This window comes from Paenibacillus planticolens (assembly GCF_013141725.1).
Classification (GTDB): Bacteria; Bacillota; Bacilli; order Paenibacillales; family NBRC-103111; genus Paenibacillus_E; species Paenibacillus_E planticolens.
Window position 1 is genome coordinate 26,557 of sequence record NZ_WHNZ01000007.1, and the last position, 26,216, is coordinate 52,772.

Annotated in this window: 29 protein-coding genes and 1 pseudogene; 5 read left to right on the forward strand and 25 right to left on the reverse strand. The window is 44.0% G+C overall.

Annotated elements, in window-relative coordinates:
- Window positions 1–233: 233 nt before the first annotated feature.
- From GC097_RS00630 to GC097_RS00660, 7 genes are all read right to left on the reverse strand, one after another.
- Entirely contained in the window at window positions 234–1,112 is an 879-nt protein-coding gene (locus GC097_RS00630; RefSeq protein ID WP_171681418.1) for a haloalkane dehalogenase, read from the reverse strand.
- A 66-nt stretch (window positions 1,113–1,178) separates the two neighbouring features.
- A complete protein-coding gene (locus tag GC097_RS00635) occupies window positions 1,179–1,640 on the reverse strand; it encodes a MarR family winged helix-turn-helix transcriptional regulator (protein ID WP_171681419.1) in 462 nt (153 codons plus the stop codon).
- 194 nt (window positions 1,641–1,834) lie between these two features.
- A complete protein-coding gene (locus GC097_RS00640) occupies window positions 1,835–2,896 on the reverse strand; it encodes a sensor histidine kinase (protein WP_246293861.1) in 1,062 nt (353 codons plus the stop codon).
- Entirely contained in the window at window positions 2,889–3,584 is a 696-nt protein-coding gene (locus GC097_RS00645; protein WP_171681420.1) for a response regulator transcription factor, read from the reverse strand. Before GC097_RS00645 ends, GC097_RS00640 begins: the two co-directional genes overlap by 8 nt.
- Window positions 3,553–4,167 (reverse strand): DedA family protein, encoded by a 615-nt coding sequence (locus tag GC097_RS00650; RefSeq protein WP_171681421.1) that lies wholly within the window; start codon window positions 4,165–4,167, stop codon window positions 3,553–3,555. Before GC097_RS00650 ends, GC097_RS00645 begins: the two co-directional genes overlap by 32 nt.
- Window positions 4,157–4,756, reverse strand: a complete 600-nt coding sequence (locus GC097_RS00655; protein WP_376768351.1) for a class I SAM-dependent methyltransferase — start codon at window positions 4,754–4,756, stop codon at window positions 4,157–4,159. Before GC097_RS00655 ends, GC097_RS00650 begins: the two co-directional genes overlap by 11 nt.
- A gap of 204 nt (window positions 4,757–4,960) precedes the next feature.
- The gene (locus GC097_RS00660) at window positions 4,961–6,643 is read right to left on the reverse strand and encodes a hypothetical protein (protein WP_171681422.1); all 1,683 of its coding nucleotides are present in this window, start codon (window positions 6,641–6,643) and stop codon (window positions 4,961–4,963) included.
- A gap of 626 nt (window positions 6,644–7,269) precedes the next feature.
- Between GC097_RS00660 and GC097_RS00665 the strand changes: the two genes are divergently transcribed.
- Window positions 7,270–9,903, forward strand: a complete 2,634-nt coding sequence (locus tag GC097_RS00665; RefSeq protein WP_171681423.1) for a hypothetical protein — start codon at window positions 7,270–7,272, stop codon at window positions 9,901–9,903.
- Here the strand turns inward: GC097_RS00665 and GC097_RS00670 are convergent.
- Both GC097_RS00670 and GC097_RS35145 read right to left on the reverse strand, forming a co-directional pair.
- On the reverse strand, window positions 9,881–10,060 hold the full coding sequence (locus tag GC097_RS00670; RefSeq protein ID WP_171681424.1) for a hypothetical protein: 180 nt from the start codon (window positions 10,058–10,060) through the stop codon (window positions 9,881–9,883). The two genes, GC097_RS00665 and GC097_RS00670, sit on opposite strands and share 23 nt — an antisense overlap.
- Window positions 10,061–10,074: 14 nt before the next feature.
- A pseudogene (locus tag GC097_RS35145) lies at window positions 10,075–10,839 on the reverse strand (formylglycine-generating enzyme family protein).
- Between the two features lie 115 nt (window positions 10,840–10,954).
- On the opposite strand from GC097_RS35145, the gene GC097_RS00680 reads away from it, so the two are divergent.
- Entirely contained in the window at window positions 10,955–11,356 is a 402-nt protein-coding gene (locus GC097_RS00680; RefSeq protein WP_171681425.1) for a VOC family protein, read from the forward strand.
- 68 nt (window positions 11,357–11,424) lie between these two features.
- On the opposite strand, the gene GC097_RS34025 is transcribed toward GC097_RS00680, so the two are convergent.
- The 3 genes from GC097_RS34025 to GC097_RS00690 form a co-directional block, all read right to left on the reverse strand.
- Complete coding sequence (locus tag GC097_RS34025; protein WP_246293862.1) at window positions 11,425–11,718, reverse strand: hypothetical protein; 294 nt, start codon at window positions 11,716–11,718, stop codon at window positions 11,425–11,427.
- A gap of 112 nt (window positions 11,719–11,830) precedes the next feature.
- On the reverse strand, window positions 11,831–12,172 hold the full coding sequence (locus GC097_RS34030; RefSeq protein WP_246293863.1) for a hypothetical protein: 342 nt from the start codon (window positions 12,170–12,172) through the stop codon (window positions 11,831–11,833).
- 56 nt (window positions 12,173–12,228) lie between these two features.
- Window positions 12,229–13,197 carry a helix-turn-helix transcriptional regulator gene (locus GC097_RS00690; protein ID WP_246293864.1) on the reverse strand — a complete coding sequence of 323 codons (969 nt, stop codon included), beginning with the start codon at window positions 13,195–13,197 and terminating at the stop codon, window positions 12,229–12,231.
- A gap of 146 nt (window positions 13,198–13,343) precedes the next feature.
- On the opposite strand from GC097_RS00690, the gene GC097_RS00695 reads away from it, so the two are divergent.
- Complete coding sequence (locus GC097_RS00695; protein WP_171681426.1) at window positions 13,344–13,823, forward strand: hypothetical protein; 480 nt, start codon at window positions 13,344–13,346, stop codon at window positions 13,821–13,823.
- Between the two features lie 40 nt (window positions 13,824–13,863).
- A complete protein-coding gene (locus GC097_RS00700; RefSeq protein ID WP_171681427.1) occupies window positions 13,864–14,340 on the forward strand; it encodes a GyrI-like domain-containing protein in 477 nt (158 codons plus the stop codon).
- A gap of 133 nt (window positions 14,341–14,473) precedes the next feature.
- Here the strand turns inward: GC097_RS00700 and GC097_RS00705 are convergent, their stop codons facing one another.
- The 11 genes from GC097_RS00705 to GC097_RS00755 all read right to left on the reverse strand — a co-directional run bounded on the left by GC097_RS00705 (window position 14,474) and on the right by GC097_RS00755 (window position 23,712).
- Window positions 14,474–15,052: an LURP-one-related family protein gene (locus GC097_RS00705; protein WP_171681428.1), complete on the reverse strand. Its 579-nt coding sequence runs from the start codon at window positions 15,050–15,052 to the stop codon at window positions 14,474–14,476.
- Between the two features lie 111 nt (window positions 15,053–15,163).
- Window positions 15,164–15,757 (reverse strand): dienelactone hydrolase family protein, encoded by a 594-nt coding sequence (locus GC097_RS00710; RefSeq protein WP_171681429.1) that lies wholly within the window; start codon window positions 15,755–15,757, stop codon window positions 15,164–15,166.
- A gap of 54 nt (window positions 15,758–15,811) precedes the next feature.
- Complete coding sequence (locus GC097_RS00715; protein WP_171681430.1) at window positions 15,812–16,321, reverse strand: GNAT family N-acetyltransferase; 510 nt, start codon at window positions 16,319–16,321, stop codon at window positions 15,812–15,814.
- 130 nt (window positions 16,322–16,451) lie between these two features.
- The gene (locus tag GC097_RS00720) at window positions 16,452–18,752 is read right to left on the reverse strand and encodes a cohesin domain-containing protein (protein ID WP_171681431.1); all 2,301 of its coding nucleotides are present in this window, start codon (window positions 18,750–18,752) and stop codon (window positions 16,452–16,454) included.
- A 389-nt stretch (window positions 18,753–19,141) separates the two neighbouring features.
- Window positions 19,142–20,152 (reverse strand): phosphotransferase enzyme family protein, encoded by a 1,011-nt coding sequence (locus tag GC097_RS00725; RefSeq protein WP_171681432.1) that lies wholly within the window; start codon window positions 20,150–20,152, stop codon window positions 19,142–19,144.
- A gap of 396 nt (window positions 20,153–20,548) precedes the next feature.
- Window positions 20,549–20,899: a hypothetical protein gene (locus GC097_RS00730; protein ID WP_171681433.1), complete on the reverse strand. Its 351-nt coding sequence runs from the start codon at window positions 20,897–20,899 to the stop codon at window positions 20,549–20,551.
- Window positions 20,900–21,015: 116 nt separating this feature from the next.
- Window positions 21,016–21,261: a nucleoside/nucleotide kinase family protein gene (locus GC097_RS00735; protein ID WP_171681434.1), complete on the reverse strand. Its 246-nt coding sequence runs from the start codon at window positions 21,259–21,261 to the stop codon at window positions 21,016–21,018.
- Between the two features lie 198 nt (window positions 21,262–21,459).
- A complete protein-coding gene (locus tag GC097_RS00740) occupies window positions 21,460–21,888 on the reverse strand; it encodes a GNAT family N-acetyltransferase (RefSeq protein ID WP_171681435.1) in 429 nt (142 codons plus the stop codon).
- Window positions 21,889–21,973: 85 nt separating this feature from the next.
- Window positions 21,974–22,243 carry a hypothetical protein gene (locus GC097_RS00745; RefSeq protein ID WP_171681436.1) on the reverse strand — a complete coding sequence of 90 codons (270 nt, stop codon included), beginning with the start codon at window positions 22,241–22,243 and terminating at the stop codon, window positions 21,974–21,976.
- 287 nt (window positions 22,244–22,530) lie between these two features.
- Window positions 22,531–22,965 carry an NUDIX hydrolase gene (locus GC097_RS00750; protein WP_171681437.1) on the reverse strand — a complete coding sequence of 145 codons (435 nt, stop codon included), beginning with the start codon at window positions 22,963–22,965 and terminating at the stop codon, window positions 22,531–22,533.
- 93 nt (window positions 22,966–23,058) lie between these two features.
- A complete protein-coding gene (locus GC097_RS00755; RefSeq protein ID WP_171681438.1) occupies window positions 23,059–23,712 on the reverse strand; it encodes a phosphotransferase in 654 nt (217 codons plus the stop codon).
- Between the two features lie 165 nt (window positions 23,713–23,877).
- Here GC097_RS00755 and GC097_RS00760 point away from each other — a divergent pair, with 165 nt between their 5' ends.
- Complete coding sequence (locus tag GC097_RS00760) at window positions 23,878–24,084, forward strand: hypothetical protein (RefSeq protein ID WP_171681439.1); 207 nt, start codon at window positions 23,878–23,880, stop codon at window positions 24,082–24,084.
- Window positions 24,085–24,148: 64 nt separating this feature from the next.
- Here GC097_RS00760 and GC097_RS00765 read toward each other — a convergent pair whose 3' ends face one another.
- Window positions 24,149–25,564 (reverse strand): DUF4179 domain-containing protein, encoded by a 1,416-nt coding sequence (locus GC097_RS00765; RefSeq protein WP_171681440.1) that lies wholly within the window; start codon window positions 25,562–25,564, stop codon window positions 24,149–24,151.
- Window positions 25,548–26,075 (reverse strand): sigma-70 family RNA polymerase sigma factor, encoded by a 528-nt coding sequence (locus GC097_RS00770; RefSeq protein ID WP_171681441.1) that lies wholly within the window; start codon window positions 26,073–26,075, stop codon window positions 25,548–25,550. Before GC097_RS00770 ends, GC097_RS00765 begins: the two co-directional genes overlap by 17 nt.
- Between the last annotated feature and the right edge of the window lie 141 nt (window positions 26,076–26,216).

The window sequence follows — 26,216 nt, forward strand, 5'->3', positions numbered from 1 at the left end:
TCCACGTATTGATTAGCATGTCTGTTAGATAAAAAAGTGCAGCCGCTCTGTGAACTGTACCCCATTTTGTTAGTCACAAGTAACAATTGGGTGCAGTTCATCTTCTGCCGGCTGCCGTCATGTCGTGATTAAACTATCTTCACGCTAGCTTAATCAAAAACTGTTAATTTTTGAACTCATTTGGTGGAACAACACCTTTGACAATGACCACCCTAAATGCGTTATACATAGCTCTAAACTAAACTTTTCAGCCATAAGGCAAGCGCTTCGCCAACTTCATCGGGTGCGTCTTCTTGGGGATAGTGGCGGCCTGGCACAGTAACTTCGGACTGCGACGGCCATGTTCGGCAGAAATCGATATGGGATTGCGGTAATAAGCCGGGGTCGCATTGAATGAATAGTTTGGGAACAGCGCTTTGTGCCAGCCATTCACCATACTCGGTGACAATCTCCGTTACATCAGCAGGATCTCCGTCGAACGGAAGTTGGCGTGCCCAACTGAGCATAGGACGTCGGCTCTCGCCCGGCTCCTGGAATGGTTTGCGGTACTGTGCCATCTCTTCATCCGTCAGCGTGCGTAATATGTTGACCGGTAAGTTGAATTCGATGAACGTATTTTGCTCTAGTACCATTCGCTCCCCTTCCGCCGTCCGTAGCGTCTGGAAGATTTTGCGTCCATTCTCCGGAATTTCACTCCAACTGCGCGATTTAATAATCGCCTCCATGTAAGCGATGCCTTTGACCGCGTCGGGATGGCGCTTGCTCCAATCGAAGCCCAGTGCTGATCCCCAATCGTGCACCACGAAAGTTACACTCTCGCCCACGCAAAGTTGATCAAGCAGCTCGTCAAGATAGCGGCGGTGCTCAGAAAAGGTGTACGCGTGAGGCCCGCTGTCCGGAAGCTTTGAGGAATCGCCCATGCCAATGAGATCAGGCGCTATGCAACGGCCAAAGTTCTGGGCATAAGGAATGATGTTACGCCAGAGATAGGAAGATGCCGGATTGCCGTGCAGGAAGACGATCGGGTCGCCGCTCCCTGCTTCCACATAAGCCATGTCTTGGCCTAATACTTGAATTCGCTTTTTCTCGTAAGGGAATGCCTCGTTAATCATTTTTCATCTCTCCCTTCAATAGTCAATAGCTCTTCCGTCAAGTCTACTCCCCTGTACCCATCGATTCTACCTCTCCTCCTGCTCGGTCAGATTGCGTAGCACGATATTCAGCAAGTTTATGAACAAGTCATACTCCTCATCGGTGATACCTTTCCGGGTTTTGTTCTTCACGCGTGCAAGTGCTTCCTGCACTTTAGGCACCACCTCACGTCCTGAGTCCGTCAAATAAAGCAAATGATAACGATTGTCGGCGGGATCGGTTTCCCTCCGCACGTAACCTTCTTCTTCCAGCTTGGTAATCGCCTTGGCGGTAGTCGTTTTGTCAATGAACAGCTTTTCGTTTAACGCCTTCTGAGTGATCGGCTGCTGAAATGCAATCGCCATCAGAAAAATATACTGTCCACTCCCGATTCGATATGGCGCCAACTCGGATGAGATCAATACCTGCATGTGCCGGTAGATGGCTGAAATGTATTGACCGTGCGATTCCTCTGCGCCCTTGTCATTCTGCTTCCAAAGCTCGCTCATATGATCCCTCTTCCTAATAGGATGTTATTGCAACTAATTTCAGTTTACAATGAATAGGGAGGTATTGCAACTAATTTTTGTGAAAATTACCCAGTCAACCAATAAATAGGCTGACGTCCCTCCACAGCCGGTAAGCAATCCCCTGACGGTTGAAGCGTCTGAGAGCAGAACTCGCTCTCAGAGGTAAACTCTCATCAACTTACTCGTGGAATTTCTATGAAAAATATAAAATGTCCCTCATGATGTTCTAAACCCATCCGCCCTCCATGCAGCTCTACGATGTTTTTAGCTATCGACAGCCCAAGCCCAGAGCCTTGCGGGACCTGATAATCCTGTCGCGAGGGTTCAGCTTTATAGAACCGTTCAAACAATAACTGCTCTTGCTCCTTCGTGATCGGCTTTCCTTGGTTTTCAACTGCGATGTAAATATGATCTTCCCGTTCAGAAAGAAGAACAGTGATTTCACCAGGTTTGTAAGAAAACTTCAACGCATTCATCAGCAAATTATCGATTGTCCGAACGAACTTCTCCACATCCACGGTTCCATAAACTTGTTTCAATTCCCACACTTTTTCGACCGTAAGTTCATACTCCTTCGCGATCGGTTCGAATTCTATGATGATTTGTTCCAATAAGCCGACTATATCAATCGTTTGAAATGATAATCGCGCAGCGCCGCTCGTCAGATGAGTATATTCAAACAAATCGTCAATAAGCTTTTTCAATTGCTGTGTTTTGTTCAGTGCGTTGTTAATATAACGTTTATGCTCGTCAAGATTTTGGTAATCGTCCGTATTCAACAAATTCAAATATCCAATCATACTTGTCAAAGGCGTACGCAAATCATGGGAAACATTTGTGATAAGCTCCATTTTCGAACTTTCGATTTGGCGTTCTCTTTGCATCATGCTTTGAAGCTGGTCAGCCATATAATTAATATTTCGCGCAACATCTCCCAACTCATCCTGCCTTAACAAAGGAACTCGACAATCCAAATTTCCATTAGCTATAGACATAAGTCCGTCGGTCAACGTTCTTAAATAGCGAACAATAGGACGGGTAAACATGAAAAAGAAAAACACAAATGCAATGATAAGAAGCAATAAACCTGTTTTAGTACCTACAAGAATCGCTACAAAATTGTCGAGAGCAATTGAAATAAACACTGCAAGGAAAAAGCTTAGAACAGCTAAGAAAAATAATTTAGCCCGAATGTTTTTGTTCCAGTTCAGCATTGAAATGAAGTCTCTAATCAACTTTGTACCCCACTCCCCAAACGGTTTTGACGTATTGAGGTTCACGCGGATTGTTTTCAATTTTCTCACGGATATTCCGTATATGAACCATCACCGTATTATCAGATAAAAATTTGTCCTCTTTCCAAACACTTTGATAAATTTTTTCTATATTAAAGACTTGCCCTCGATGGCTTGCTAAGAGCTCAAGAATGGAAAACTCAAGTGGAGTAAGATATATTTCTTTCCCACGTACAGAAACGTGATGTCGACTTATGTCTATGATTAAATTATCCAATTCGAGAATCGCATTGTCAGAAGCTTTACTGCCATTTGCCCCCGTCAATGACTGCCTGCGGAGATGTGCTTTAACTCGTGCAATCAGCTCTAACGGATTGAATGGTTTGGCCACATAATCGTCTGCTCCTGTTGTCAAACCCGTTATTTTATCAATATCTTCCCCTTTCGCAGATAGCATAATGATCGGAGCGCTCGTTATTTCTCTCATTTTAAAACAAGCTTTTATCCCGTCCATCCGTGGCATCATCACATCCAAAATAATGAGATTCACGGTTTCGCGTCGAAGCAACTCCAATGCCTCCACTCCGTTCTCAGCCTCAAAAACAGAATAACCTTCGTTTTGCAAATAAATGCGGATGACATCCCGAATTTCAAGATCATCGTCGGCCACTAGCACGGTCTGTTTCATTTCGTTTCCTCCTTAAAAACACTTTAATCAAAATAAGTGCAAGCGGCAGCCATAAGAATTGGAGCCCGTATGAATAAATGAGCATGCCGATTCTCTGTGCATGATCACCCACGAGATGACCTATAGTAAAGAATAATAACGTCCACACGAACCCTGCTGTATAAGAGTAAATGGCGTATCGTCGAAATGACATCTGATTAAGGCCTGCCATATAAGGCATGACATGGCGTATGATTGGAAAAAAATAACTAATGCTTAAAGCAAAGTTACCATATTTTTGCATCAATTTCTCAGAAAAATTAAAATACTTATCCATTCCTTTCTTTCGCCGCAAACGGTCTAGTATATATAAGCCGAAAATGCGGCCTAATACATAGCCTACAGACAATCCTGAAACTACGCCTAAATACGTTAAAATAAATGCAGGTATTGGATGAAGCATCCCGTTTGCCGTCATTGCCCCTCCTATCATTACCACGACCTCATCCGGAATGGGCATTCCGACGATACCCAGCCATAAAGCAACAAAAAGCGCAACATAGCCATATTGCTGAATGAGCGAAACTAAATTATCATAGCTCATAGTTACAAGCCTCCACAAACTGCTCTTGACTTTTACGACACACGTATACAAAAGCAGGTGGAAAATTAAAAGGAACAAAATGAATATGTTCAATTTCAAATTGACTGCTGAACTGTTTTCTCATTTGTTGAGAATATTGGAATGCAATAAATAATCCACCTGGTTTGAGTGACCCTGCAATTTGGTTCATAAGCTGCTTGCGCAAGGATTGCGGAAAATTAAAGAAAGGTAGTCCGCTTAGAATGCAATCCAACTGGGCAATCCCCTCTTTCTGTAATATTGACTGCAGGTTGCAAGCGTCTTCGTAACAGGTATAATCCTGAAACTTGCTCGCTAACTGCTCGCGTAAAAAACGATCCTTCTCGAATAACACAACTTTTGTTGATGAATCAATCCTCTTCTTCATGAACCTGGTGATAGCCCCAGTGCCTGCCCCCAATTCAGCAGCATACTCTACTTCGTGCCAAGGGACTGCTCCAATCATTTTTTCGGCCAAAAATACAGAGCTTGGCGTCACACTGCCTGTTTGTTTCGGCGCTCTTGCAAACTTGTATAAGAACAACAACTTTTCTTCGATGGATCTCATCATTGCAGGTTACTCATCCTTCCTCGGTTTGATGCCTTAATCTTAACTGTTCATTCTTTAGAGCGAGTGAAGGAATTTCTTAAGGTTTTCTGAATTTCCACAAAAAAGAGAACAGCCCGCCCCTGGCAGTCTGCTCTCTGGTTATTATTATCAATGCTCTTTAGTTGATGTAATTTTGCCGTCAACCGCCTCGCGTATTGATCCGCATTATGGCCCACTCCACTCATGCCCGGCCATAATTCCGAAAACAACCGGATCGCCGATCATCTTTTGAATGTCTTCCTCATCTATGATCTTTGTCTCTTTCGCTCCCCCCATCTCCAAATGGATGGAAGTCGGTACAATCCGCATGGCATACTCGCCAGGGACAGCAGGTATCCCGCCAGTGTCCTGTTGATCCCATTCAATAAAAATCGATTGCGAGCTCATGCTTTCTGGAAACGCCGCTGAAAGTGGCGGCAGCTTTCTTTTCCATACAAGTTCATTCTTCTCCAGATGTTTCAATGCTTCTCCCGGTCCCCCCCCAAGTTTAAAGATTTCTATTTCAAACTCAGTCGGTGAAACGGTTAACGTTTGAGCCGATATGTTTCGTACTTGAAGTGTAAATGGAATGCTCTCATCTTGGTAAAAGCTATGCCTCTGCGAATATTTCGTCAGAGTGATTTCAAGAGGAGCTTTTTGTGGATCTCTAGCCGCCTCGCCTTGCTGCGACTGATACAATCTCCAACTTCCTACCAATGACCTGTCGGTGGCGTTTCGAGGCTTCGGAACCCACAGGTCTCCGTCAGAACCGCGGAATAAGTACCAGTCCAGAATGTCATCACCAGACCATTTAGCTATACTTTGCACCTCCTGCGGAGCATAGTAACCTTTTGGATGAACGACAGCTTCAGGGCTTGGATAGTTATAGGCGGCCGTTTCCTCGTTAAAATGCATTATTTCGCTAGAAGCTGCCGTTCCGAGAGGGCGCTTATGAAGTGACCAACTCGGATTGACCCAAACATTTTTCGCAGTGCCGGTCTTAATCTGAAACCAATCCCCCCAGCGAGCCCATGCCTCCAACTTGCTCCCCGCTTCGAACCATATCAATTGATCGTCCAATTCTGGTGCAGTTGTACCATAGCCTCCTGTAGGTAGTACAATGAACTCATGTACAGGCTTGACGCCGGCTTTTTCGCCTTTCGGCTGCACCCATAGAGGTCCTTGATCCGTTTGAATCTTATACCAAACGATTTCCCTGAAGCGGTACCCCTCTATTCCTGTGTCCCACTGGGCAAGAACATGAACGGTTTGCGGAGCGAGAGTCATTGGCGCTTTTGTAAGGTAAGGAATTTCATACAATTGTTCATCGCGGGTGAGAAGCATATCGAAATCAGCGGATTCCTCTCGGATTTCCTCTTGCAGCAAAGGAGAATAGAGCCACCACACCTTCCCGTCTTCCGTGTTGAATCGATACCATCTGTCATAGTGCCCGGTAATGTGCACCGCTTGTGGGGGAAGCGTCATGAGTTCCTGTTCCATGGAATATGGCGAATCATAAATCCTCTCAACGTTCAAAGTGTGCGCATTGTAGTCCATGGAATCGATTTTTCCGAGTACGACCACACCATCTTTTCTAGGCATCCATTGCTCGCCCAGCCAGGTTTCTACTTTGTACCAAACGACCTTGCCGTCACCTACCGTTTCCTTGACTTTAAGTGTTTGAAAACTACTTACAGCACCCGTGGGTGTTTCTTCTGACATCTGGGCATAAAATGGAGCATCCTTCACGGTGGTAATGACCTGCGTTTCTGGCAGATCAGTCGAAGCCGCTGCCGAGGCAGTTGAAAAGGTGAAACCCACTGCGACCCATGCACATCCTGCTAAGCTAACTATCCATTTTCTATTCATCCGTATACTCCTTCCAACTTCCGTTCTGACGGTTCTTCCTTCGCGCTTCATAAATTTTGGATTGATTATCAAATTTACGGATGAGTTTCTCTTTGTCCATAGTCCCCTCCTTCAATAACCGACGTGTAACTACCGTTCGCCGTTAGTTTGGTAGTGTTTCTTCTGACGCTTTTTCATAAGCATTCCGGTAAGTAGGTAACAAAGAGAAGTAACTATGAACATTTTAAAGATACTTGGTGTCATCGCTAAATAAAGGCTAATTGGAAGTGACCAGAAGAATGCTAAGAACATTATGAAACGCTTATTAATAATTGAACCAACCAATGCTGCGCATGCTGGGGCTAAAAGGAGAAAGCTCGTTCTTATTAAAACGTCATGACTTACTGGTTCAGAATTGTATGGGTTGTAGAAGTTAAGAATTAGCCATAGCGTTATTGATACTAATGACGAGAAAATGCCCAAAAATACCCGAAACTTCACCTTTCTCCTCCTCCCTTCAGTTTCGCCGTCATATTTTATACGGTTCCATTGCTTGGAAGTTGTGTTTACAGTAAGATTGCAACTTTTACCTTTTTGCAGCGTTTAATTGGATGTTCACATTTTCCTGAAAAGGAGCTTTCTCCCATATGAAACGTAAATATACTGCAGCGTTGGCTGCGATCATTTGTACGGCTATGGCCGGCACACCGGCTCCATTTGCACATGCACAATCGAAAGAGCTGGCCGTCGGCACGATTGTCGACAGCGTGCTGACCACGGATATTCATGCATTCGTTAATGGAGAGGCGATCCGTTCGATGAACATCGGCGGCAATACGGCGATTGTCGTGGAGGATTTACGCAGCTACGGCTTTGACGTATCGTGGGACCCGTCCGAACGACAGGTCGACATTTACCCGAATCCCGCTAAAAAGGTTCAATCGACATACGTTCCGAACGGCTACGGAAATATGGCGGTAGGGAACAAAATCGCCGATGTACTGACAACGAATATTCACACGGTCGCCCTCGGCAAAGAAATTCCCTCGTTCAACATAGGCGGCCATACAGCGGTGTTCCTGCAGGATCTTGCTCCGCTGCTGGGCAGCCTGGAATGGAACGAGAAGACGCGCACCGCCTCGTTCACGGAAAATAAGTCCGTCTTACCCGATCCGCGGGCAGAGCAAAGCGCCGCATATCCGCTGCAGATAGAGCATTTATCGAACAACGGGTTCTCGATTCTATTTACCGATGACGGCATGTACTTCGGGGACAAGCGAGTCGGCTTCGGACAGGACGGCCGGGCGATGCTTTCGGTTGAATGGATGGCGGAGATGCTTGGCTACAAGACGGAAAAACACCCAGACGGACTCTACGTTCATAACGATACCTGCGGCTTTCTGATCGGAACGGATCTCGAGACGGCCGAGCTGTATTGGTTCGACGGCAAGGATGACGAGACCAAACTTACATTCCCGGCCGTCGAGCGTGACGGGGAGCTGTATGCGGCCGAGTATGATTTAAAGGAGCTATTCGGTTACACCGGTAACTGGAACTCGGACAAACGGGAGCTGCATGTCGAGCATGCAAGATTTGAAGTGAAGGATTTCGGGATTCCGGAGCACAAGAACAGCTACTGGTACGCCGTGAAGGGACTGCTCTTCGCTCCGCTTACGATGGATATGCCGATGCTGACGGTGACAGCATCAAGAGGAGGTAAAACGTTCGGCGGCAGCTCTTCTATGGCGCTTTCTGAACAAAAGACGGCAAGCGGCGCCCCTATATACGAGTTCTCATCCGAGGCTCCATTGGATCTTGGCGACAATGAAGTCAAGGTTGAGCTCCGCGTACACAAGCGCATCGTGTTCAGTAAAACATTCGTCCATACCCTTAAGTCCGAGCTGCTGAACCCCGTCATCAATTACGGCGATCTGGGACTGGGGTTCGGCGATTTCAGCTCGATCACGCTGGAGACCCCGGCTTCCGGCCAAGTCCGGTCGAAGGACGGCAAGTTCGATGTCAAAGGAACGGTAACCAAATCACTTGGGACCGGCTTGCATGCGATGATCGAAAAGGAAGATGACGGCGGTAATTGGAGCGATCGCGAGACTGCTGAAATACCGTTCGATGCCGGGCATTTCGCGGTGACGCTTCCGCTTGATCATGGCAAAGGACGTTACCGGGTTACGCTGCGGTCCGATCTGTCCATCCCCGCTCCCCGGCAGTACGACCCATACATCGATGTCGCCCGTTTTTACGTCGAATATCGAGACGGCGTGCCACTCATTGTCGGCTTGCAAGGGAATGAAGGCTTCAGCTGGCGCGACGGGAAGCTATTGCATACCTCGAACACGGGCAAAACGTGGGATGTCGTCGTTCCTGACGGCATCGGTGTCAAGGATCGCCCGATTAGCGCTGATTTTAACGATCCGTTTACAGGGTTTGCTTTTTTTCTCAGGGATGACAAGAAGCTCGCCGCCACTCATCGGCTGCAGGACGGAGGCGGCCAGCCTGCTGGCTGGGAAACGGCCGTGCTGCCGACTACGGAGGCGTGGGAAACATCGCCTGACGTAACGCCGCACAGCGCTCTATTGTACTACAGCACGAATTATGTCATGCTAACCTCTTCGCCCGCGGCAGGGCAAATGAACAAATCGCTTTATCGGTTGGACTACAGAGGTAAATCGTGGACACGCGTTGGGGATATCACAACCGCCATCGGCGGCTATCCGACCGGGATTAGCTTCCGTAAGGAGAAGGAAGGCTGGATTGCCGCATCGAACCGCGGACAGGACTTCATTCCGCTGTATCGGACGCAGGACGGCGGCAGAACATGGACGGTTCAGCATGTCGACGCGCCCGCCGATCTGCAAAAGGCGTACGCCAACACATACCCACCCGTATTCGACCAAGAAAACGATCATCACGGCCTATTTATCGCCGAATTCGTTCAGGATGGGGAGAAAACGTACGTCCCCTACGAGACCAATGACGCCGGCGATACGTGGATCCCTCTCCCTAATCGGCTGAAGGATATCCAGGGAGTTCCGGTGCTGCATTTTGACGGTCTCGTCATGGGCAGAGCGATCTCCAATGACGGCAAGACAATCTACACGATGGATACGTACAATCATGAAGATTGGCAGCCGATCAAAACGGATATTCCGCTGCAGGATGCATCGCAATTTTTCCTGCGCACGGACGGTTTCGGTTGGGTACTGCTGGACGGCAGTCTCAAGGTGACGAACGACGGCGGGATCACGTGGAGCGATCCGTCGTAACGGATTGCGTGTAACAAGCACCCTCGGAACCGCTAATCCCTTCATCACTGGATTTTAACGATTGTGCCCATGAGATAAAGGCTGCCATCGTGCTGGCAGCCTTCCATTGCTGTGTATTGTACAAACGTTCTGCGTCAACTACCTGACTTTTTGGCATGCTCACTGTCGTTCTCAAGGTTTAGTAAGTGCTATTCTAAAACCAAGATCATCTATCTTGAAATCAGGCATACTCTTCCTTCTACTCGTAGAACCACAATTGTTCTCAACTTCAGCCCAACTGCCTCCCCGGAAGACTCTGTAGTTCCCATATCGTTCAGTATCATATAGATCCCAGCACCATTCCCATACATTCCCGATCATATCAAATAGCCCCCAGGGATTAGGAAGCAGTCTTCCTACTTGTTGAGCTGATCCATTGGAGTTTTCTTGATACCATGCAATTTGATCAATTCTTGCATACCGATATCCCGCGGTTCCCGCTTTGCACGCATACTGTCATTCAGCGTCTGATAGTAATCGAAAGCCATTCGCTTCTTTGTTGTATGTCGTGTTCTCACTTTCATTTGTGATAGTGTAGCATTCAGTCCTGCCAAGTATTCTGGACAATTCGTTACAAAATGCAAGCGAATCTATCCATGAAACATCTGTAATTGGCAGATTATTATACACATACGGTTCTACTTCATTATGCATGACAAAATGATACAAGTGCTGAGTCACCGGATACTTCATTACATGGAAAGGTCCAATCGTTTCAGTCCATGTAATAACCTTTTTAATACTTCCAGGGTCCGATAAAGAGTAATCAGAACTAAGCCATTTATTCATATTAATATAATCGCGTAATTCAATGGTTCCTCCTTTTACTGGTACCATCAATTTCATTAAATCGTTTATAAACTGCTCTCTGTCACTTCCGTACTTTTTGATTGTCATACCGACCACCTGTCTATCTCAGTATTTTATCGGAACTAGTCATAAGGTTCGCTTCCGCTGCCAGAAGTAGAGTATAATAGGAGTAGTTAAAAATTTATTTCAGGAGGCTACAGCCATGTCACAGGATATTTGGATTAACCTGCCGGTCAAGGATGTTGAGAGGTCAGCTGCCTTTTTCAATGAGATTGGATTCCACGCGGTGAGCTATGGTAACGAGAGAGCCAAGCTTGCCATAGGACAAACAACGATTCTGCTGTTCCCGGATGCAACATTTGAGAAATTTACAGGTTCAAAAACCGCAGATACTTCCCATAGCGCTGAAGTAATATTTTCCATTGGTGCTGAAAGCAGAGAAGAAGTAGATGCCTTTATTCAAAAAGTAGAGTTTGCCGGAGGAAGCATCTTTGGCAAGCCGAGCGATACTGACGGCTGGATGTACGGCGCAGGCTTTGCCGACCTAGACGGTCACCGCTGGAACCTGCTGTACATGGATGAGAGCAAAATGCCGAAACGCTAATATGGAAACGCCGGTCACCTGCTTAAGGTCACCGGCATTTTTTTACACCCCGTATGATCTTAAATCCGTTAGACCGACTTCCAATATTCCCACGACTTTAAGTAATCCTCTAAATCATGCGGATGGAATCTTATACAGATACCAATTCGACAATAAAGTTGAAAGACTACTTCATCAATCAACATTGATCTTTCAATTGGCTCATGATGGAGCAAATCAAAGGCTGCCATTAAAGTTTCTAAGTTCAAATCGTCTGGGGAAGAGCAAAAAGCGTAAGTGAAATCGTAAAGCATAGGACCAATCATCGGTGATGGGTCGATAACATCAATCAGTGAGCGTTCGTAAAATACAAAATTATGCACTCCAGTATCCCCATGTAGAAAATATCTTACTTTTTGATCTTCATTTTTCGATATGTTCTCAAATATCGATTCAACTCTATTGTAATCCTCAATGGATAACAGGCTTCCCCAATCATTTTACTAAGATTGTCAGCCAATTTATTTTTAATCCACGATCATAATGAGTTGTACCTGTCATGTATGTATACACAATATACGCTTTAGAAGGATCCGTATAGAGAATTTTAGGAAAAAGTGCAAGGTATCGATAAGTTCGAAGAAATTGTTCGGCCAATGCAATTTGATGTGGACTGTCAATTTTCAGAACGTATTTTGTTTCTTCGTGCTCAGAAAGTAAATAAACTATACCATCAGTAGTTCCGGTCTTATTATTAGTTGCAGTAACCTTGTTATCAATTATTCCTTCTTCACAAAGAGTATTGATGATGCTGTTAACATCTGTTTTTTCTAACATTATTTATTCATACAAGATAATGTTTTGTTTTAATCGACTCTGCTGCACGTAAAATCTCAGATAAATCTTAAAGCGGCTAAACGCTCTCCCAAAATCACACGCAGTTCATCAGGAATCCGCTCAAACTCGACCCCTTTCCCCAAAAACAAAAGCCAGTCCGCATAATACCCCAGCGCCTCAACATCGGTCACATCCAATTGTACATTGAAAATCCCGCTCGACTGAAACATCCCCGTTAAGGACAAAATAATTCCAGGCGGGTGCATACGCTTAAAGCGCTGAATCCCAATCGTATCAAGTTTCACAACAAGATTGGATTCACGGGCACGAAGCAGTTTCTTGTTTAAAATCTCTTGTTCAGACAACTTCAACTCCTGCTCAGAAATTGCCGAATCCCGTAGCATCTCAACAGGCAAATAACGAAACTCATCCGTATCAAAATCATAAACCTCGACCAGCCACTGAGCGTTCGAGTTAAATACATGCAGCAAAAAAACGTCCAGCAACTGCGGCCAACCAACACTCCGCTCATAAGTCACACGCAAATGTTTATCCCTCACAGCAAGCGAAATCAGCTGGTTTAGCTCTGCAGGCGCAGCATCATCGAGCTCCAAAAGATTCGGATTGGCGGGATTTGTATTTTCGAAAAGCAAGATATTATTCAGCTCAATTAACTCGTCTTGCTGGGTTTGCGACGCGATGCCGATAAGTTTTTCCGTGATTGAGCGGCGATTTTGCAGATAAGGCAGCTGCGAATTTTTCGAGGCGATAAAGCTGATAAAAATCGCCTTCAGTTCTTCTGGCGTGAAGCGGGCGGCGGGCAGATATTGATTTTGCAGGACATAGTATCCGCCACCGCGCCCAAGCTCGGACGTCAGCGGAAAACCCAGCGCCTGAATCTCGTTTATGTCGCGGATCGCCGTCGCGCGGGAAATCTTGAACTCTCGCTGAATCTCGGCAATCGTAAAATGCGCGCGGTTATTGATGTAACGCATGATCAGGTTCACTCGTTCTGTTTTCTTCATGATTTTATTATATCAAAAATGTAGCATAAAAAGTCAGCACTGACGGATATACATTTTCTGTTTTCAATAAATAGTATCATTTTTTGATACATTTGGCACATAGAATCAGTCTTGTAAAGAATTAATCCCACAAAGGAGAGAACAAAATGTCTAACTACTCCATCAAAACAATCTCAGAAAACTACAAAATGACTGCTTTCGGTGTTTCATTTGACGACTACAACGACTGGGCAGGTAATGCAGCAAAAACGGCAGCGAAAAAAGCTGAAATCACTGAAAACGGCAAGCTTGCTGAACTGCTCGCACTCGCTGACGGGCAAGAATATCAAATCAACTACAACCTCGACCGCAAGCCTTGGCGCGGCTTCGGCGTAATGGGTGAGTTCAACGTGGAAGGCGCGGTCGTCCTAGATTTCCTCGCTGGCGAGTACCTCGTCGTGCCTGGGACAGGCGCTGACAAAGACCGCCTTGCTGACGAAATCACAGGCAAAGTTTTCGGCGGCCTGATCCAAGAAATCACAGATTACAAATATGTTGGTCCTGGTAACTCAACGTTCGTTAAAGCAAATGAAACAGGCGAATTCTACGGCGAAATGTGGCTTCGTGTAAATAAAGTCGAAAACTAATCCTTGTTAAATTTAACAACTGAACAAAAGGAGCAATCACATGGCAGATTACACACTCGAACACAAAAAATCATTCACATTGACCGCTTATGGTTTTTCAATCCAGTCGAATTTTCAAGACATGCCAGCTATGCAAAAAGAAAAAAACGAGTTTTGGGACAAGCTCAAGGCTGACGGGCGTTTTAATAAGCTCAAAGACGCCGCAAAAGATGATCGCGAATGGTCTGTCAATGAGGTTTATCAAGGAAAACCGTGGAATTATTTTGCGGTTGAAGCTGGCAAATCAGTGGTTGACGCAACGCGCATCATCGAGTTTCCAGAGAGCGAGTACATCGTGGTCGCAGGAAATGGCGACAAGGAAACTTTGTTTGATCAGCTGACTTACCGTGCTTTTGGCAACGTCTTGGCCCAAATCACTGATTATGCTTACATCGGTGGTCCAAATGCGACTTATCGCAAAGATAACGGCGACGGCACTTTCTACGGCGAATTTTGGGTGCCTGTGGTTAAAAAATAAGGGTATTGTTCCTTGCTTTATCCTTCGGAATACTCCTTGTGTAGCATGATAAACAATACCAAGAACAACGATCTTATAATTACAAACAACGTCACCCGCATCGTGGTGACGTTGTTATAAAACTATTACACTTCTATCCCTGTTTGCCCTCGACGGCGATCAGTAGCACCGCGGCGGCTAGGCCCAAGCGGCGATCAAGTTTGTCGTTGTGGTCTGCCGAGAAATCGAGTTTTAGTTTTTGGACGAAAGGGTTGAAATTCTGTTTGAATTCTGCGACTGTGATCCCATTCATCTCCACGTTGTAATGCTGAGGAATCAAATTCGTCAAGAATCTTCGCAAAAGAGCAAGCAGCACCTTATCTTCCTTAACCAATCCGATCTCCGACTCACTTGAGTTCAAAATCGCCCATTCATCCTTGAAGATCGACTTCACCCCTTTGCGTCGCAAAGATCCTATCTTGCTCCCGGTTTCAACATCAACTACGTCAAAGGTTGCGGAAAAATCAATGACGCTTCGAGCTTGAATGCTGATCAAACATTCTTGCATGGTTTCATCTCCGTATATTCGGATGTCTTCCTTCAACTTGAAGGCTTTCATCTTCGAGAACAGAATTGGCTTTTCATTCATGTCGAAGATATCGATTTTAGCTCCAACTAGAGAAAGGATCTGTTTCCTAACCACGAATTTATGATGATTGAATTTCGGATTCATTTCTTCGCCCCCCTACACTCTAGACTCAACTGAGTCTTTATTTATTAAATTTCGACAGAATTAGGGAGTATTCCTTTTTATTTCCGATTTCAGTTCATTTCGTGATTTTGGTTAACTTGCGACTGTTCCCTTCCCTTGCCGGAGGAATTCAAGTACACGTTGCAACAGCAACGCTGTCGCGTCAGCGTCATACGACGGCAAACTGCTGTCTGCGAAGCAATGTTGATCACCTTGGTACAAAAAGAGATCGGCATGATTGGCCGATGCCACGAGCTCACGTGCCGCCTCAATGTCACCCTCGTCAACGAAATAGGGATCTGCGTCCATGCCGTGAATCTGCACCGGCAGATCCACTGGCCAGGGAGATCCGAACATCGAGGTCGGAACGCAGGAATAAAAGAACAACGCGCCACGGGCGCCTTCAATGGACTGGGCGAGCTTCTGAGCCGCTACTACACCGAGCGAAAACCCCGCATAGACGATCTCACGCGGAAGCTCACTAGCCACACGTGTACAGCGCGCCATTATCTCTTCGAACCCAATCTCCTTGACATAGGCCATGCCCTCCTCGATAGTGGTAAACAAGTGACCGTCGAAAAGGTCAGGAACGTGTACAGTGTGCCCCTCCTCTCTAAGCTCGTCAGCAAAGGTGTAAATCCCCTCTGTCAGTCCGAGTGCGTGGTGAAACAAAAGAACCTCGGCCATTTCTCTTCTCCTCCCATGTGCTACATGATAAAAATCTGTTCTGTAAAGTCCATTTTAGACGTTAATCGCAAATAAGCGGACTTCTTCATCTGTACCCTCATATCGGATCATGCTTTCAAAATGTAACCCTAGCTTTTCTAATAGTTTGGCCGACGCATGATTATCTTCAGTGGTAATAGCCACAATGCGTTTTAACGCTAAAACGGATTGCGCATAACTCATCACTGCGGAAGCAGCCTCAAAGGCGTATCCTTTCCCCCAGAACTTAGGTAGAAAAGCAAATCCAACATCTACATCTTCTAAGAAATCTCTTTTTACCAAACCGCAGATGCCGATCGGAATGCCTCCATCCTTCAACTCTGTCAAATAAAACCCGAAACCCAAACGTGCATACATTTTTAGAGCTCCGTTTAAAATATAGTCCTGCGCATCATCGATGGTTCTCACGCCTTTATCGCCTATGTACTGGATCCAAGAAGGATCGTTCAATAGCTCAAGAATAAAAACCGCATCCTCAATTGATTGTTGACGAAGAATCAGCCGTTCTGTTTCTAGTACTTTCAAGTTAGTTGCCCCCAAACGTTTAAATAGGATATGTATAATTATAACAAAAAAAGAGCGACTCCGTACCACAAGAGCACCCTTTCTTTGGCTTTCAGCAAAGTAGTCTGCTTCTTCTCTCAGATTCAGAGAACTACTCCAAAATCTTCTGCGCAATGAAGGCTAGATCCGTAATATCGATTTTTCCATCATGGTTCGAATCTAAATGTTTGATGCTCTCCCAATCCGGACTTTCCGACGTTTTGCCGTAATTCGCAGCCACTATACTCAGATCGCCGATCGATACTTTACCGTCATTGTTCATATCTCCCGGAATACCGGCAGTCGGCAGCACGATCCGAACCTGCATGGAGGCTGGAACCGGCACGATTTCGTTCCCTTGCGCATCGCCAAGGGCAGCACGGGAAACGGACACGGTTGCTGTCGCAGCTTGCGTTACGGCTTTTGCTTTAAAGGTAACTTCCAATACGACCGGTTTGCCGGTAACGGCATGTTCCCCGCCTTCGCTCGCTACGATGAAGCGCAGCTTGCTTCCCGTATTCTTCGTATCAACAATTCGAATCCCCTCAAGTAACGGCTTAGCCGAAACGTATTCCATCTGGCTCGCATCGTAAGCCAGCTCAATATCCTGGGCGTACACTTGTTGCGAGACGCCTGTAAAGCCGAACCGTAAGTGAAACGGATCTCCGCCTATAACCTGATCCTCTCCGGTTAGTACGGATGATGGGACAACCTGTCCGAACGGAGTTACTACAATCTTGTCAAAATCCGGCGCGTAATCTCCCGCAGTGCTATTGCTAAATTTCAATGCATTCGAGCCTGCATTCAGATTTACTTTAATGACCTGAGTCCCCACAGTTGTCCAGCCCCCTGTAGAAGGGAAAGTCACGGGTATAGTTGCAGCGCCATTAATCGACAAATCACCTTTCCGGCTGCCCCCGCCGTTTATATAATGGATCGCGAGCTCATAACTGCCTGCCGTCTCCGCTTGAATTTGGTTGAATTGCAGCGAATTTCCGCTTCCATTTCCAACATTACCCACGATATAACCGCCTGATGCGCCGCTATTCGCACGTTTATCCGCTGTTCCACTTAATGTGTTGGCATCCGCTTCAGCCTCATAGCTCACACCTGTAGGTTTAGGAACTGGAGTCGGATCGTTCGTTCCGCTAATTTTCAGCATTACACTGCCATGCGCAGGCACGGTGGCCGTATAGCTGGCCGTATACGTCCCCATCTCTTTCTTCTGCCATAAATCACGCACACTAAACCGGTCCATTAGACCAATTTGATCCGACGTCACCGTCATAGCAGCCGGCGCATCCGTACGGTTCAACAAGACAACGGCGCGACTGCCGCTGGTCCGGCTTATAAGCGGCTTCGCATAGACTTGTAAACCAGGCGTGGATTCGGCCACTTTGGTCCCTTGAATGCCAGCCACATCCTGATCCACGGCAATGACTTCCGCATTCGTAACGATATCGGCAAATTTACTGCTGTAAGAGCCCGGCTCATCTAAAGTGGTTACATCCAAACCAAGCATAAGCGGAGCCGCCAATAAGGCCCACATACTGAAATTAGCTTTGGATTCTTCGTAAGATAAGCTTTTTTGGCCGGGATATTTATCCGCTATTACGCCAACTTCTAAGCTGTCCGGGTCATTAAAATGCCCAGGACCCGCTACATCCGCATGCGGAGAGGTCTGATCGATCTCATAGAGCACACCCTTCCAATAATCTCCCTGATTATCGATATCGTAACCAACCCTCCAGGTATTCCCGATACTTGGGGCCCATTTCCAAGGCTGCTGCTTACCCCACTCGCAAATATTAAACAAGATATCACGTTTCGGATTCGCCTGACTTAAAGCGTCCTTGAATTGTTGATATTGGGTCTTGAAGTCGAGTCCCATCGCATCTGCACCGCATGCATCTACTTTGACATAATCGTATCCCCATTCAGTAAACTGATTTACATCCTGCTGATAATATCCGTAACTTCCCGTGTTTCCTCCGCATCCAATTTGGCCAATATCGGTGTAAATGCCAATCTTCAACCCTTTGCTGTGCACATAATCTGAGAGTGCTTTCATTCCGCTCGGGAATTTTGTTTTGTTTGCGGTTAATTTGCCATTAGCATCTCTGCTGCCTTGCCAACCGTCATCAATATTGACATACTTGTACCCTAAGTCACGCAAACCGCTGCTCACCATACTGTCCGCCACTTTGCGGATCAGTTCTTCGTTTACGTTAAAACGAACCGCATTCCAAGTGCTGTAGCCCATAGGCGGCGTTGCACCCACAATAGTTGTATCCTGCATTTCGGGCTGGACGGCGGCCGTTGCGTCATATACAAATGAAACAGCGCCAATCAACGAAACGGAAACAAGGGTACAGGCCAAACCTGCTTTTTTCATAAGGTGAAACAATTTCATACCTCCTTTAAAGTTAATAGGAATTTCTTCATTTGCTCCTTTAAGTTTTACACCTTTATCATATTGGTTTATCCAGCGTACAACCATTGAATTTAGTCCTGTAAATAGTTGATATAGTACTATCTTTAGGCGCAAACTGTCATGATATATTTATGCAATCTGCTAAACGCAAAAAGGAAGGGCCATCCCTCCGTCATTTCCATGGCAGCGGACAGCCCCTCGTATTCATTAACTTTTGCTTAGCGGAATCGCCTCATGCACCTTGCGTCGCCATTCGCTCCTAATGATTTACTCTATATTTTTTCTGGCCACGAACGCAAGATTTTCAATATCAAATTTGCCATCGTAGGTTGTACCTCCCTGATATTACAAGTTTTTTCATATTTACATCATAGATTTGTGAAATCCAAGTCAATATACGGAATATCATTTTTTATATTATTAATATAAAAAGTTAAAGCTTCCTTATTCCAATCACTCCAATTATCAAAGTTACCCATATCAGAACTACGGTGTATAAGACCAATAACGATAGCTTGTCTTAAATTAATAAATAATGGAATGGCATCTAGTGAACTACGGCTTAATGTATTTTCTTTGGAGTATCCTTGGAAAAAGTTTAAAAAAAATCGTTTTGTTATTGTCCTTCGTTTATTCACATCTGAAATAATAAATGGAATTGGAGTTTCATGAAATATCGATGTTGCTATTTCAGATGCAAACCAACTGTACTCGCATTGATCAAAGTCAATGATGCTCGGGTGATCTTCATGATTCAGGTAATTCCCCGGACTAATGTCTCCATGAATAAGTCCAAACGAATCTCTGTCTCTTGACAATGATTGAATTTGACTTATTATTAACTCAAATTTATGTTGAAGCATCTCACTAGGTACATAATTTTGAAATTTTGTAACAGCTGCATTTTCAGTCCAATCGTATCTTTTTTGATTAGGAGAATACTGTTTTGATAGCTTATGCATTTTACCAGTAAACCTGCCAATTCGTTCATAAAAGATATCACTTTCGACGCAAATTTCAGCCCTTCTGCCGGGAGCGAATTCAAAAGCAGTTGCAATAAAACAGTCATCAGCTTGTTCAATAACTTCAACATATTCACCTTGATTAGAAAGTAAGGCTTTAGATACATTCATTCCGGAATCGGCCAGATAAGAAATAAACTCGATCTCAGCAAGCGTCATCTCCTTACTCCTATGTGAACTATGAGCAATCCTTAATATCACATTTATTGATTCACGTTTCCCTAAGAACACAAAATTTTGAAAACCGTCAAGTTCTATACTATCTGCAAAGATAATTCCAAACCGACCTGCTGCCTCTACAAAAATTTCTTTTGTAAACTTGTCTTTAATAGAACTTTCGATATGAATCTCCTCCAAATAAATAATGTTTTATTTCTTATGGAGTGCCGTACTGATATCCCCGTTTTCCGAATTAATCCATAAATTAAATCTGTACCGATTACAATCCTCATTTTTTAATACCCCTTTCAAAAATAATAACAAATTAATATTGAATTGGTTGATAAAAAATGATTATTGTTAAATTATCCCTTTCGTTGAAAAGGGCTGCCATGCGGCAGCCCTTTTAATATTGAACTTACGAATATACTTTCCCCAAGATCCCAAATCGACCTTTTCTCTTTCAATTAAATTAACAAAGTTCCAATTCACATCCCCACAACCCTTGCATAGAATCGGATAACATTTTGGTTCATTAGTTGCTGAAAAAACAGTTAAGAAACTTTTCCAGTTATCGTTTTCGTTAGCTTAATCTCACCGTCTAACTGCTTTAAGAAATGTATCCTCTGTTTTTACTGCAATAGCCTCTTTCACGTCGTTATCTTTAATTTTATAAAGTTCAGTGCCGATCTGATATGCGTTTGAGAAAGCGTCTACAACATAGTGCTCGCCACTTTTATTGGAGTAAGACTTTACTTCTCCAACTTTTTGTTCAATGCCTTGATCATCTACTTTTTCATCAGATACCCTGTAATTTAATCCCTGAAAAATTATAATCTTCAATGATTGACTATCTGATACTTCTGGTTTTTTAGTATCAGTACATGATGATAATATGCCAAGCAACAGGACATTTAATAAAAATATAATGAGTCTTTTCTTCAAGAAGATTATTCACCCCGTTCTTTTGGATTCAGTATTATCATACGAATTCTACCACATCCTATGGAACTAAACTGCCCAGTTAGCATGGAAATGGCAGCCGATCGTTACCGACTAGCTTAGAAACCTCGTAATTTAATTTCTTCAAGTAATTGATTAATAATAAGTTGAGTAGGCAATTCGCCTTTAATGGCTATGTCTGAACTGGGTTTCACACTTTTATTCATCTCCAAGTATGCATTCCGTCCACGGGATAAATAGTTGATTAAATCATTTTTCACTTCAGTAATCGGATTATCCGTATAGTCTCGAAGTAATCTTCTTGCCATTGCAATATCCAACGGTGTATCAATAAAAATCGCCATATCAATATAACTGCTAATTCCTTTATTCAAATAAGCAAAAGGATAATCAAGTAGGATATATTGAAGAGATTTATTATGTAAGTGGAGCTGAATATCTCTAATTAATGGAGTCAGATTCCATTCGTTATAATCCGCTCCTTTTTCGACCCATTCGCAAATGTCATACCATTATTTCGATCAACTAGTGAAGGAGCAGTATTACGTAACATCATTATCTTGAATTACACCAAACATTCCTGTCATTCCTTCATGCTTTTTAAAACCGTATTTATTATAATAAGATTCTTTACCTTGCGCTGCAAACAAACCAATAAATGATTTTTCAGGAGCATATTCCTTTAAGTAGTCTTTGATTGTTTCCATTATTAATTTGCCTATTCCTTGATTTTGATGCTCAGGTAAGACTGCTATATCTTGAATGTAGAAATAGATTCTCCCGTCGCCAATAACCCTGCCCATTCCAATTACTTCGTCTTGGTATTGGATGACTACACCAAATAGTGATTGGTTTAAAGATTCTTCTGCAACTTCGAAATTCATATAATCTTTCCAGCCAACCGCACAACACAGCTTTGTATATTCTGATATCGTTGGAACTCTTTTAAGAATTGTTAGATTATTTTCCATATAACTCTCCTAAAATTCGAATAAAAAACCACCAAGAATGGTGGCTATTGCTTAAAACTCTATCGTAGATTATATAATGTCTTCACTAAATTTTAGAGAGTATAACCGAAGAAATCATTCCAACAACTGGAATCCAAAACATGTATGATTTTAAAAGTCCAACTATCCAATTATGTTGCGCGGTTACCATTTTTGCGTGGTCGTGATTTCTTTGTAAATCGGTTAAAGCGCCTGTTGAATTCCAAGTATTGATATAATTAGACCTGCCTTCACTTCCAAAAGGAAAAACTATAAGTGATATCACCAAAAGACCTAGCGAGCCCATAAAAACATAATCTGATATCTGTTGCAGCATGTTTAGCGCTCCTCTCATAGCTTTACTAATCTAATTATAAATGAATGATGAAATTAATTCCATTTTTATCCACGGGATCGAAACTTTGCAATATCAGATACCCTTGAAATGACAATGAAACCAACAGTGTAAAGTGAAGGCTATCAAGCGGCAACTCCATTAATAAACTGTGAAAAAGGCATCCTTGTTCAAACCAAGTTGCCTGCTTTCAATTACATAACTTTCATCCAAAAGTGTCTAGTTTACACTATTGTGTCCTATTAGTTCAACCATTAATAAGCTCCGAGCTATGTAATATCTTTTAGTAAATCTGTTAAGCCATCTGGATATAGAATTCGTTTCCCTTGTTCAAAGTCAGTTATAGGTATCCATTTTGCACAAGTAATTTCTTTTCCTTCAGTAACATTAAAGCAAATTATTTCGTACAAACTTGGATCAGTAAATTCAACGAGATATATTTGTGTTATTTCATGTCCTATATTCTCATCAACCTTAAAAATATTTTCTAGACACTTAACATAGCTTTTGATCGCTATTTCAAAACCCAGTTCTTCATAAAATTCCCTTACAAGTGTCTCTCGTGAATGTTCTCCGAGTTCAATCGTTCCACCAATTGGTCTGAAATAAGAACCTATTCCTTTAGAGTGCTTTCCAATTTTTTCTTCAACGAGGATCTCTTTATTTCGTGTAACAATACCTAAGACATTGGCACGTGGATACATAAATTCCCCCCTCGAAATTTATCCATTTCTAGTAAAAAATCGTTCTGTGCTTCCGTACTGTCCTCATTGAGCTCCGTTAGTGAAGTCACGTAATTAGAAAAATGCGTACAGTCCGTCTTCAAAATATTTGTATTCACGGTCATTTAATATCTTTTTTCCGTATCCTTCAAAGAAAGCATCAATCTCTGAATTAGTTTCAATAGCATTGGGCTTTGGGCGAATCGCTAAAGATAAATCATATCTTGGGTCTCCAAACGCTTCATCGACCGAATAATGTTTAAGATTAGATTCTGCCTTCAGCAACATCTCTTCCAACCAAACCGAATCCCGCTTTATTTCTTTTGGGCATGGTGTTGAATGAATTTGAGCTAAGAATGCACCAAATTCAAAAATCATTTCATGCTTCTTATTCCTATTCTTCACACCAGGTAATGCTTGTCTTAAAGTTTCCCCTTCGAAATACTGCAGCAATGCCCACGATTGCCCCTCTTCTCTTTGCTCCACAAATCGGTAAACGTTGGGGATTGGTAACGGTGTTTTGCTTAGATATTTGAGGACGTGCATTTCATTTGACAACCAAGAACAATTCCGCTCGCCCCGTGTTCGTTTCAAAACAAAGCGCCACTTTGCGCTTTCAACTATTCCAACATCTGATGTATGACCTTGCCTTGGAAATTTGATGTCTTTTACTGAATCTAGGTAGTCAATTATTTCGTTGGGGATTTCATGAACGTTGATTGGAAGCATAAAATAACCACCTCTATGTTTTCCCTTATTTTAACAAACTCACTGTTTGAACTCTACTGCCCGTTCCTCGTGGAAACGGCAGCCGATCGTAATGGCCGGCTGCCGTAGTGGCTGTATTAAGCTATCGTTCTCACGTAAATAGGCTCAAAGGAGGTATGGCTGTCAATGAGAAAAACACATAATGTAACAACCTTCTCGATCATGGTGCTTTGCGCCATCTTGTCGCTGGCGGGCACGGATTTGGTGCTGCCGGTTGTTCCTCAGTTACCAAATCTGTTATCCTCGGATGAAGCGACGGCGCAGTTAGTACTTGCTGCATACGTTGGAGGCAGCGGGTCAGTTGACTTCACAGACTTCCACTATACCAGATAACGGCAGCTGATTGTGTGCCAGCTGCCACCTGTATTATACGCTGGACTCTCTCGTGTTTCGAATATTACTTAATACGAATTTTATATGGTTGTCGAATGTATGAAGGATAATCGTTGAGGGTTAAGGTCAGCGGCTGTTTATAAGATTGATTTGCAATATAGTACAAAGAGTGTTGCTCTCCTGGTTTTGATCCCTCCATATACCCTCTAATAATCTCATGAAGATCGTGCTCCTTATAGCGGTTGCCTGCCGCATCAGTAAACTCCCCATCACCTAGTGAATACATCATCTTGTCTGTACTGTCGAGTCCTTTTAGGACAAAATCAAGTTTCGTATAATTATCGTTTTTCGTTACCGAGTATAGATCAAGCTTCCTGTCCGGTGCCTGAAGCAGCTGCCCTTTCTCCGTGTCAATTAAGAGATAAGTTTGGTTTTTGTCGAGTGCCCGAAACCAACTTCCTTCGATGGTCAAGGACTTAGGTGAATTAAAATACGGACTTTCAAAATGATAAACAGGATGATCCTTCACCATATTTGCCGAAGTATTTCCCCAAACGGTGCCTTTGTCATCGACCAGTCGGATATCACCTGGTCCGAAAATCTGTTTTGTATTGTTCTCGTCGTAATCTAAATATAGAGAAACCCGCAATGGGGAAACGACGGCTTTGGCGAAGGTGATGCTCTGCCCTTCGATCTGGATGGACTGCCCAAGCACATACTCGTGTTGAAGTCCGGCAAACCGTGCCCGATCAATCGGTATTTTCACGTCGAATTCCGTTCCGCCAATATTTACCAGCCCGGAGATTGGCGTGTTCTCCGTGCCAGTAATCATCTCCTTGGGAACATTTGACGAGTTTGGTGATTCTGGCCTTTTGAGATTCACTTTCAGCACCACCTCGTCAGACAGTGAATATCCTTGCACTAGTTGGAAATCTGCTGTTCCGCGTCGAATGCCCGTTTTCTTACTATCTTGCTTCGTCTCCTCCGGATAGTTGAACCCGACTGACGCCTCCATTGGCTTGCCTGTGGTGTCCGACAGACTGAACCGATCAAGCAGGACGGATTCATTCCCATTAGGCAGTTGAATCTCGTAGAACACTACCATCCGCGAGTCATCCACGATGATTCCTTGGACCGTGAACTTCATTCCCTCATGCTCCTCGGATATGCCTACAGTCTGGATGAATTCATTGTCCACCGCTAGCTTTATTCCTTTATCGTAGGAGTTGTTGATCAGATCAACGAACTTTTCAAGTCCAGGGATATCTCTGATCATTGAGGCAAATACCGGAGAGACCTTAATTGTGAAAATACAGGAAAACAATATAAGAACGAGCGTAATGGTGCCTACAATTCGTCTTCTGAATTCCTCTCTCCGGCGTTTGATCTCTGTTTGTCCCTGCCGAATACCAGCCGCGATGGCCGCCTCAATACGCTCGGAAATTCCAGCGTCGATTTCTTTCTCAGACGTGTTGTGCATGTTCACCCTCCTTCCGCAATGCGATCCGAAGTTCATTTAATGCTTTGTGCAACCATGTTTTCACTGTGCCTTCCGGCTTCTCCAACAGGTTGGCGATTTCAGACAGTGTCATATCCTCGTAATATTTGAGGATAATAATGTGGCGTAATTTAGGCGGGAGTAAATCAACGGCCACTTCAAGAAGGATTTTGTCATCCATTGCCAGATCCGCCGCAAGATGCTCGGGCAATTGAAATAACGGCATGACTTTACGCTTTCTTTTCTGTTCATCGATGCAGATACGGATAAGGATGCGTATTAACCAAGTATGAAAATATCTTGGCTCTTTTAGCTTTGTGAGCTTGGTATAGGCCCGGTATGTCGTTTCTTGAATAACCTCTAGCGCATCGGTTTCATCTTTAAGGTATGCAAAAGCAATGGAGTAAAGCTTCTCCTTTTTGGAGCTGATCAAATGGTGAAACGCCTCATGGTCACCTCGTTGTGCTGCGATCACCTGTTCTTCTGTAGCCACTCCCTTACCACTTCCCTTCCTCTATTAGACTGTCGAACCCCCTAAACGGTTTTTCTGTTTAATAAATATTACCATTATTGGTCGCAGGTCGCGCGAAGACCCGTAGGCGTTACATTCATCAAGGAATGCATTCCTACGGGT

Coding starts and splice junctions, on each gene's coding strand:
- GC097_RS00660 (WP_171681422.1), bottom strand. CDS start 6,643: ATGAATAGAAAATGGATAGTTAGCTTAGCAGGATGTGCATGGGTCGCA.
- GC097_RS34030 (WP_246293863.1), bottom strand. CDS start 12,172: ATGTTAGAAAAAACAGATGTTAACAGCATCATCAATACTCTTTGTGAA.
- GC097_RS00680 (WP_171681425.1), top strand. CDS start 10,955: ATGTCACAGGATATTTGGATTAACCTGCCGGTCAAGGATGTTGAGAGG.
- GC097_RS00695 (WP_171681426.1), top strand. CDS start 13,344: ATGTCTAACTACTCCATCAAAACAATCTCAGAAAACTACAAAATGACT.
- GC097_RS00765 (WP_171681440.1), bottom strand. CDS start 25,564: ATGCACAACACGTCTGAGAAAGAAATCGACGCTGGAATTTCCGAGCGT.
- GC097_RS00735 (WP_171681434.1), bottom strand. CDS start 21,261: ATGGCGATTTTTATTGATACACCGTTGGATATTGCAATGGCAAGAAGA.
- GC097_RS00665 (WP_171681423.1), top strand. CDS start 7,270: ATGAAACGTAAATATACTGCAGCGTTGGCTGCGATCATTTGTACGGCT.
- GC097_RS00710 (WP_171681429.1), bottom strand. CDS start 15,757: ATGGCCGAGGTTCTTTTGTTTCACCACGCACTCGGACTGACAGAGGGG.
- GC097_RS00755 (WP_171681438.1), bottom strand. CDS start 23,712: ATGCTTCCAATCAACGTTCATGAAATCCCCAACGAAATAATTGACTAC.
- GC097_RS00750 (WP_171681437.1), bottom strand. CDS start 22,965: ATGTATCCACGTGCCAATGTCTTAGGTATTGTTACACGAAATAAAGAG.
- GC097_RS00655 (WP_376768351.1), bottom strand. CDS start 4,756: ATGATGAGATCCATCGAAGAAAAGTTGTTGTTCTTATACAAGTTTGCA.
- GC097_RS00700 (WP_171681427.1), top strand. CDS start 13,864: ATGGCAGATTACACACTCGAACACAAAAAATCATTCACATTGACCGCT.
- GC097_RS00760 (WP_171681439.1), top strand. CDS start 23,878: ATGAGAAAAACACATAATGTAACAACCTTCTCGATCATGGTGCTTTGC.
- GC097_RS00645 (WP_171681420.1), bottom strand. CDS start 3,584: ATGAAACAGACCGTGCTAGTGGCCGACGATGATCTTGAAATTCGGGAT.
- GC097_RS00630 (WP_171681418.1), bottom strand. CDS start 1,112: ATGATTAACGAGGCATTCCCTTACGAGAAAAAGCGAATTCAAGTATTA.
- GC097_RS00740 (WP_171681435.1), bottom strand. CDS start 21,888: ATGGAAAATAATCTAACAATTCTTAAAAGAGTTCCAACGATATCAGAA.
- GC097_RS00705 (WP_171681428.1), bottom strand. CDS start 15,052: ATGAATCCGAAATTCAATCATCATAAATTCGTGGTTAGGAAACAGATC.
- GC097_RS00670 (WP_171681424.1), bottom strand. CDS start 10,060: ATGCCAAAAAGTCAGGTAGTTGACGCAGAACGTTTGTACAATACACAG.
- GC097_RS00690 (WP_246293864.1), bottom strand. CDS start 13,197: ATGAAGAAAACAGAACGAGTGAACCTGATCATGCGTTACATCAATAAC.
- GC097_RS00635 (WP_171681419.1), bottom strand. CDS start 1,640: ATGAGCGAGCTTTGGAAGCAGAATGACAAGGGCGCAGAGGAATCGCAC.
- GC097_RS00650 (WP_171681421.1), bottom strand. CDS start 4,167: ATGAGCTATGATAATTTAGTTTCGCTCATTCAGCAATATGGCTATGTT.
- GC097_RS00745 (WP_171681436.1), bottom strand. CDS start 22,243: ATGCTGCAACAGATATCAGATTATGTTTTTATGGGCTCGCTAGGTCTT.
- GC097_RS00720 (WP_171681431.1), bottom strand. CDS start 18,752: ATGAAATTGTTTCACCTTATGAAAAAAGCAGGTTTGGCCTGTACCCTT.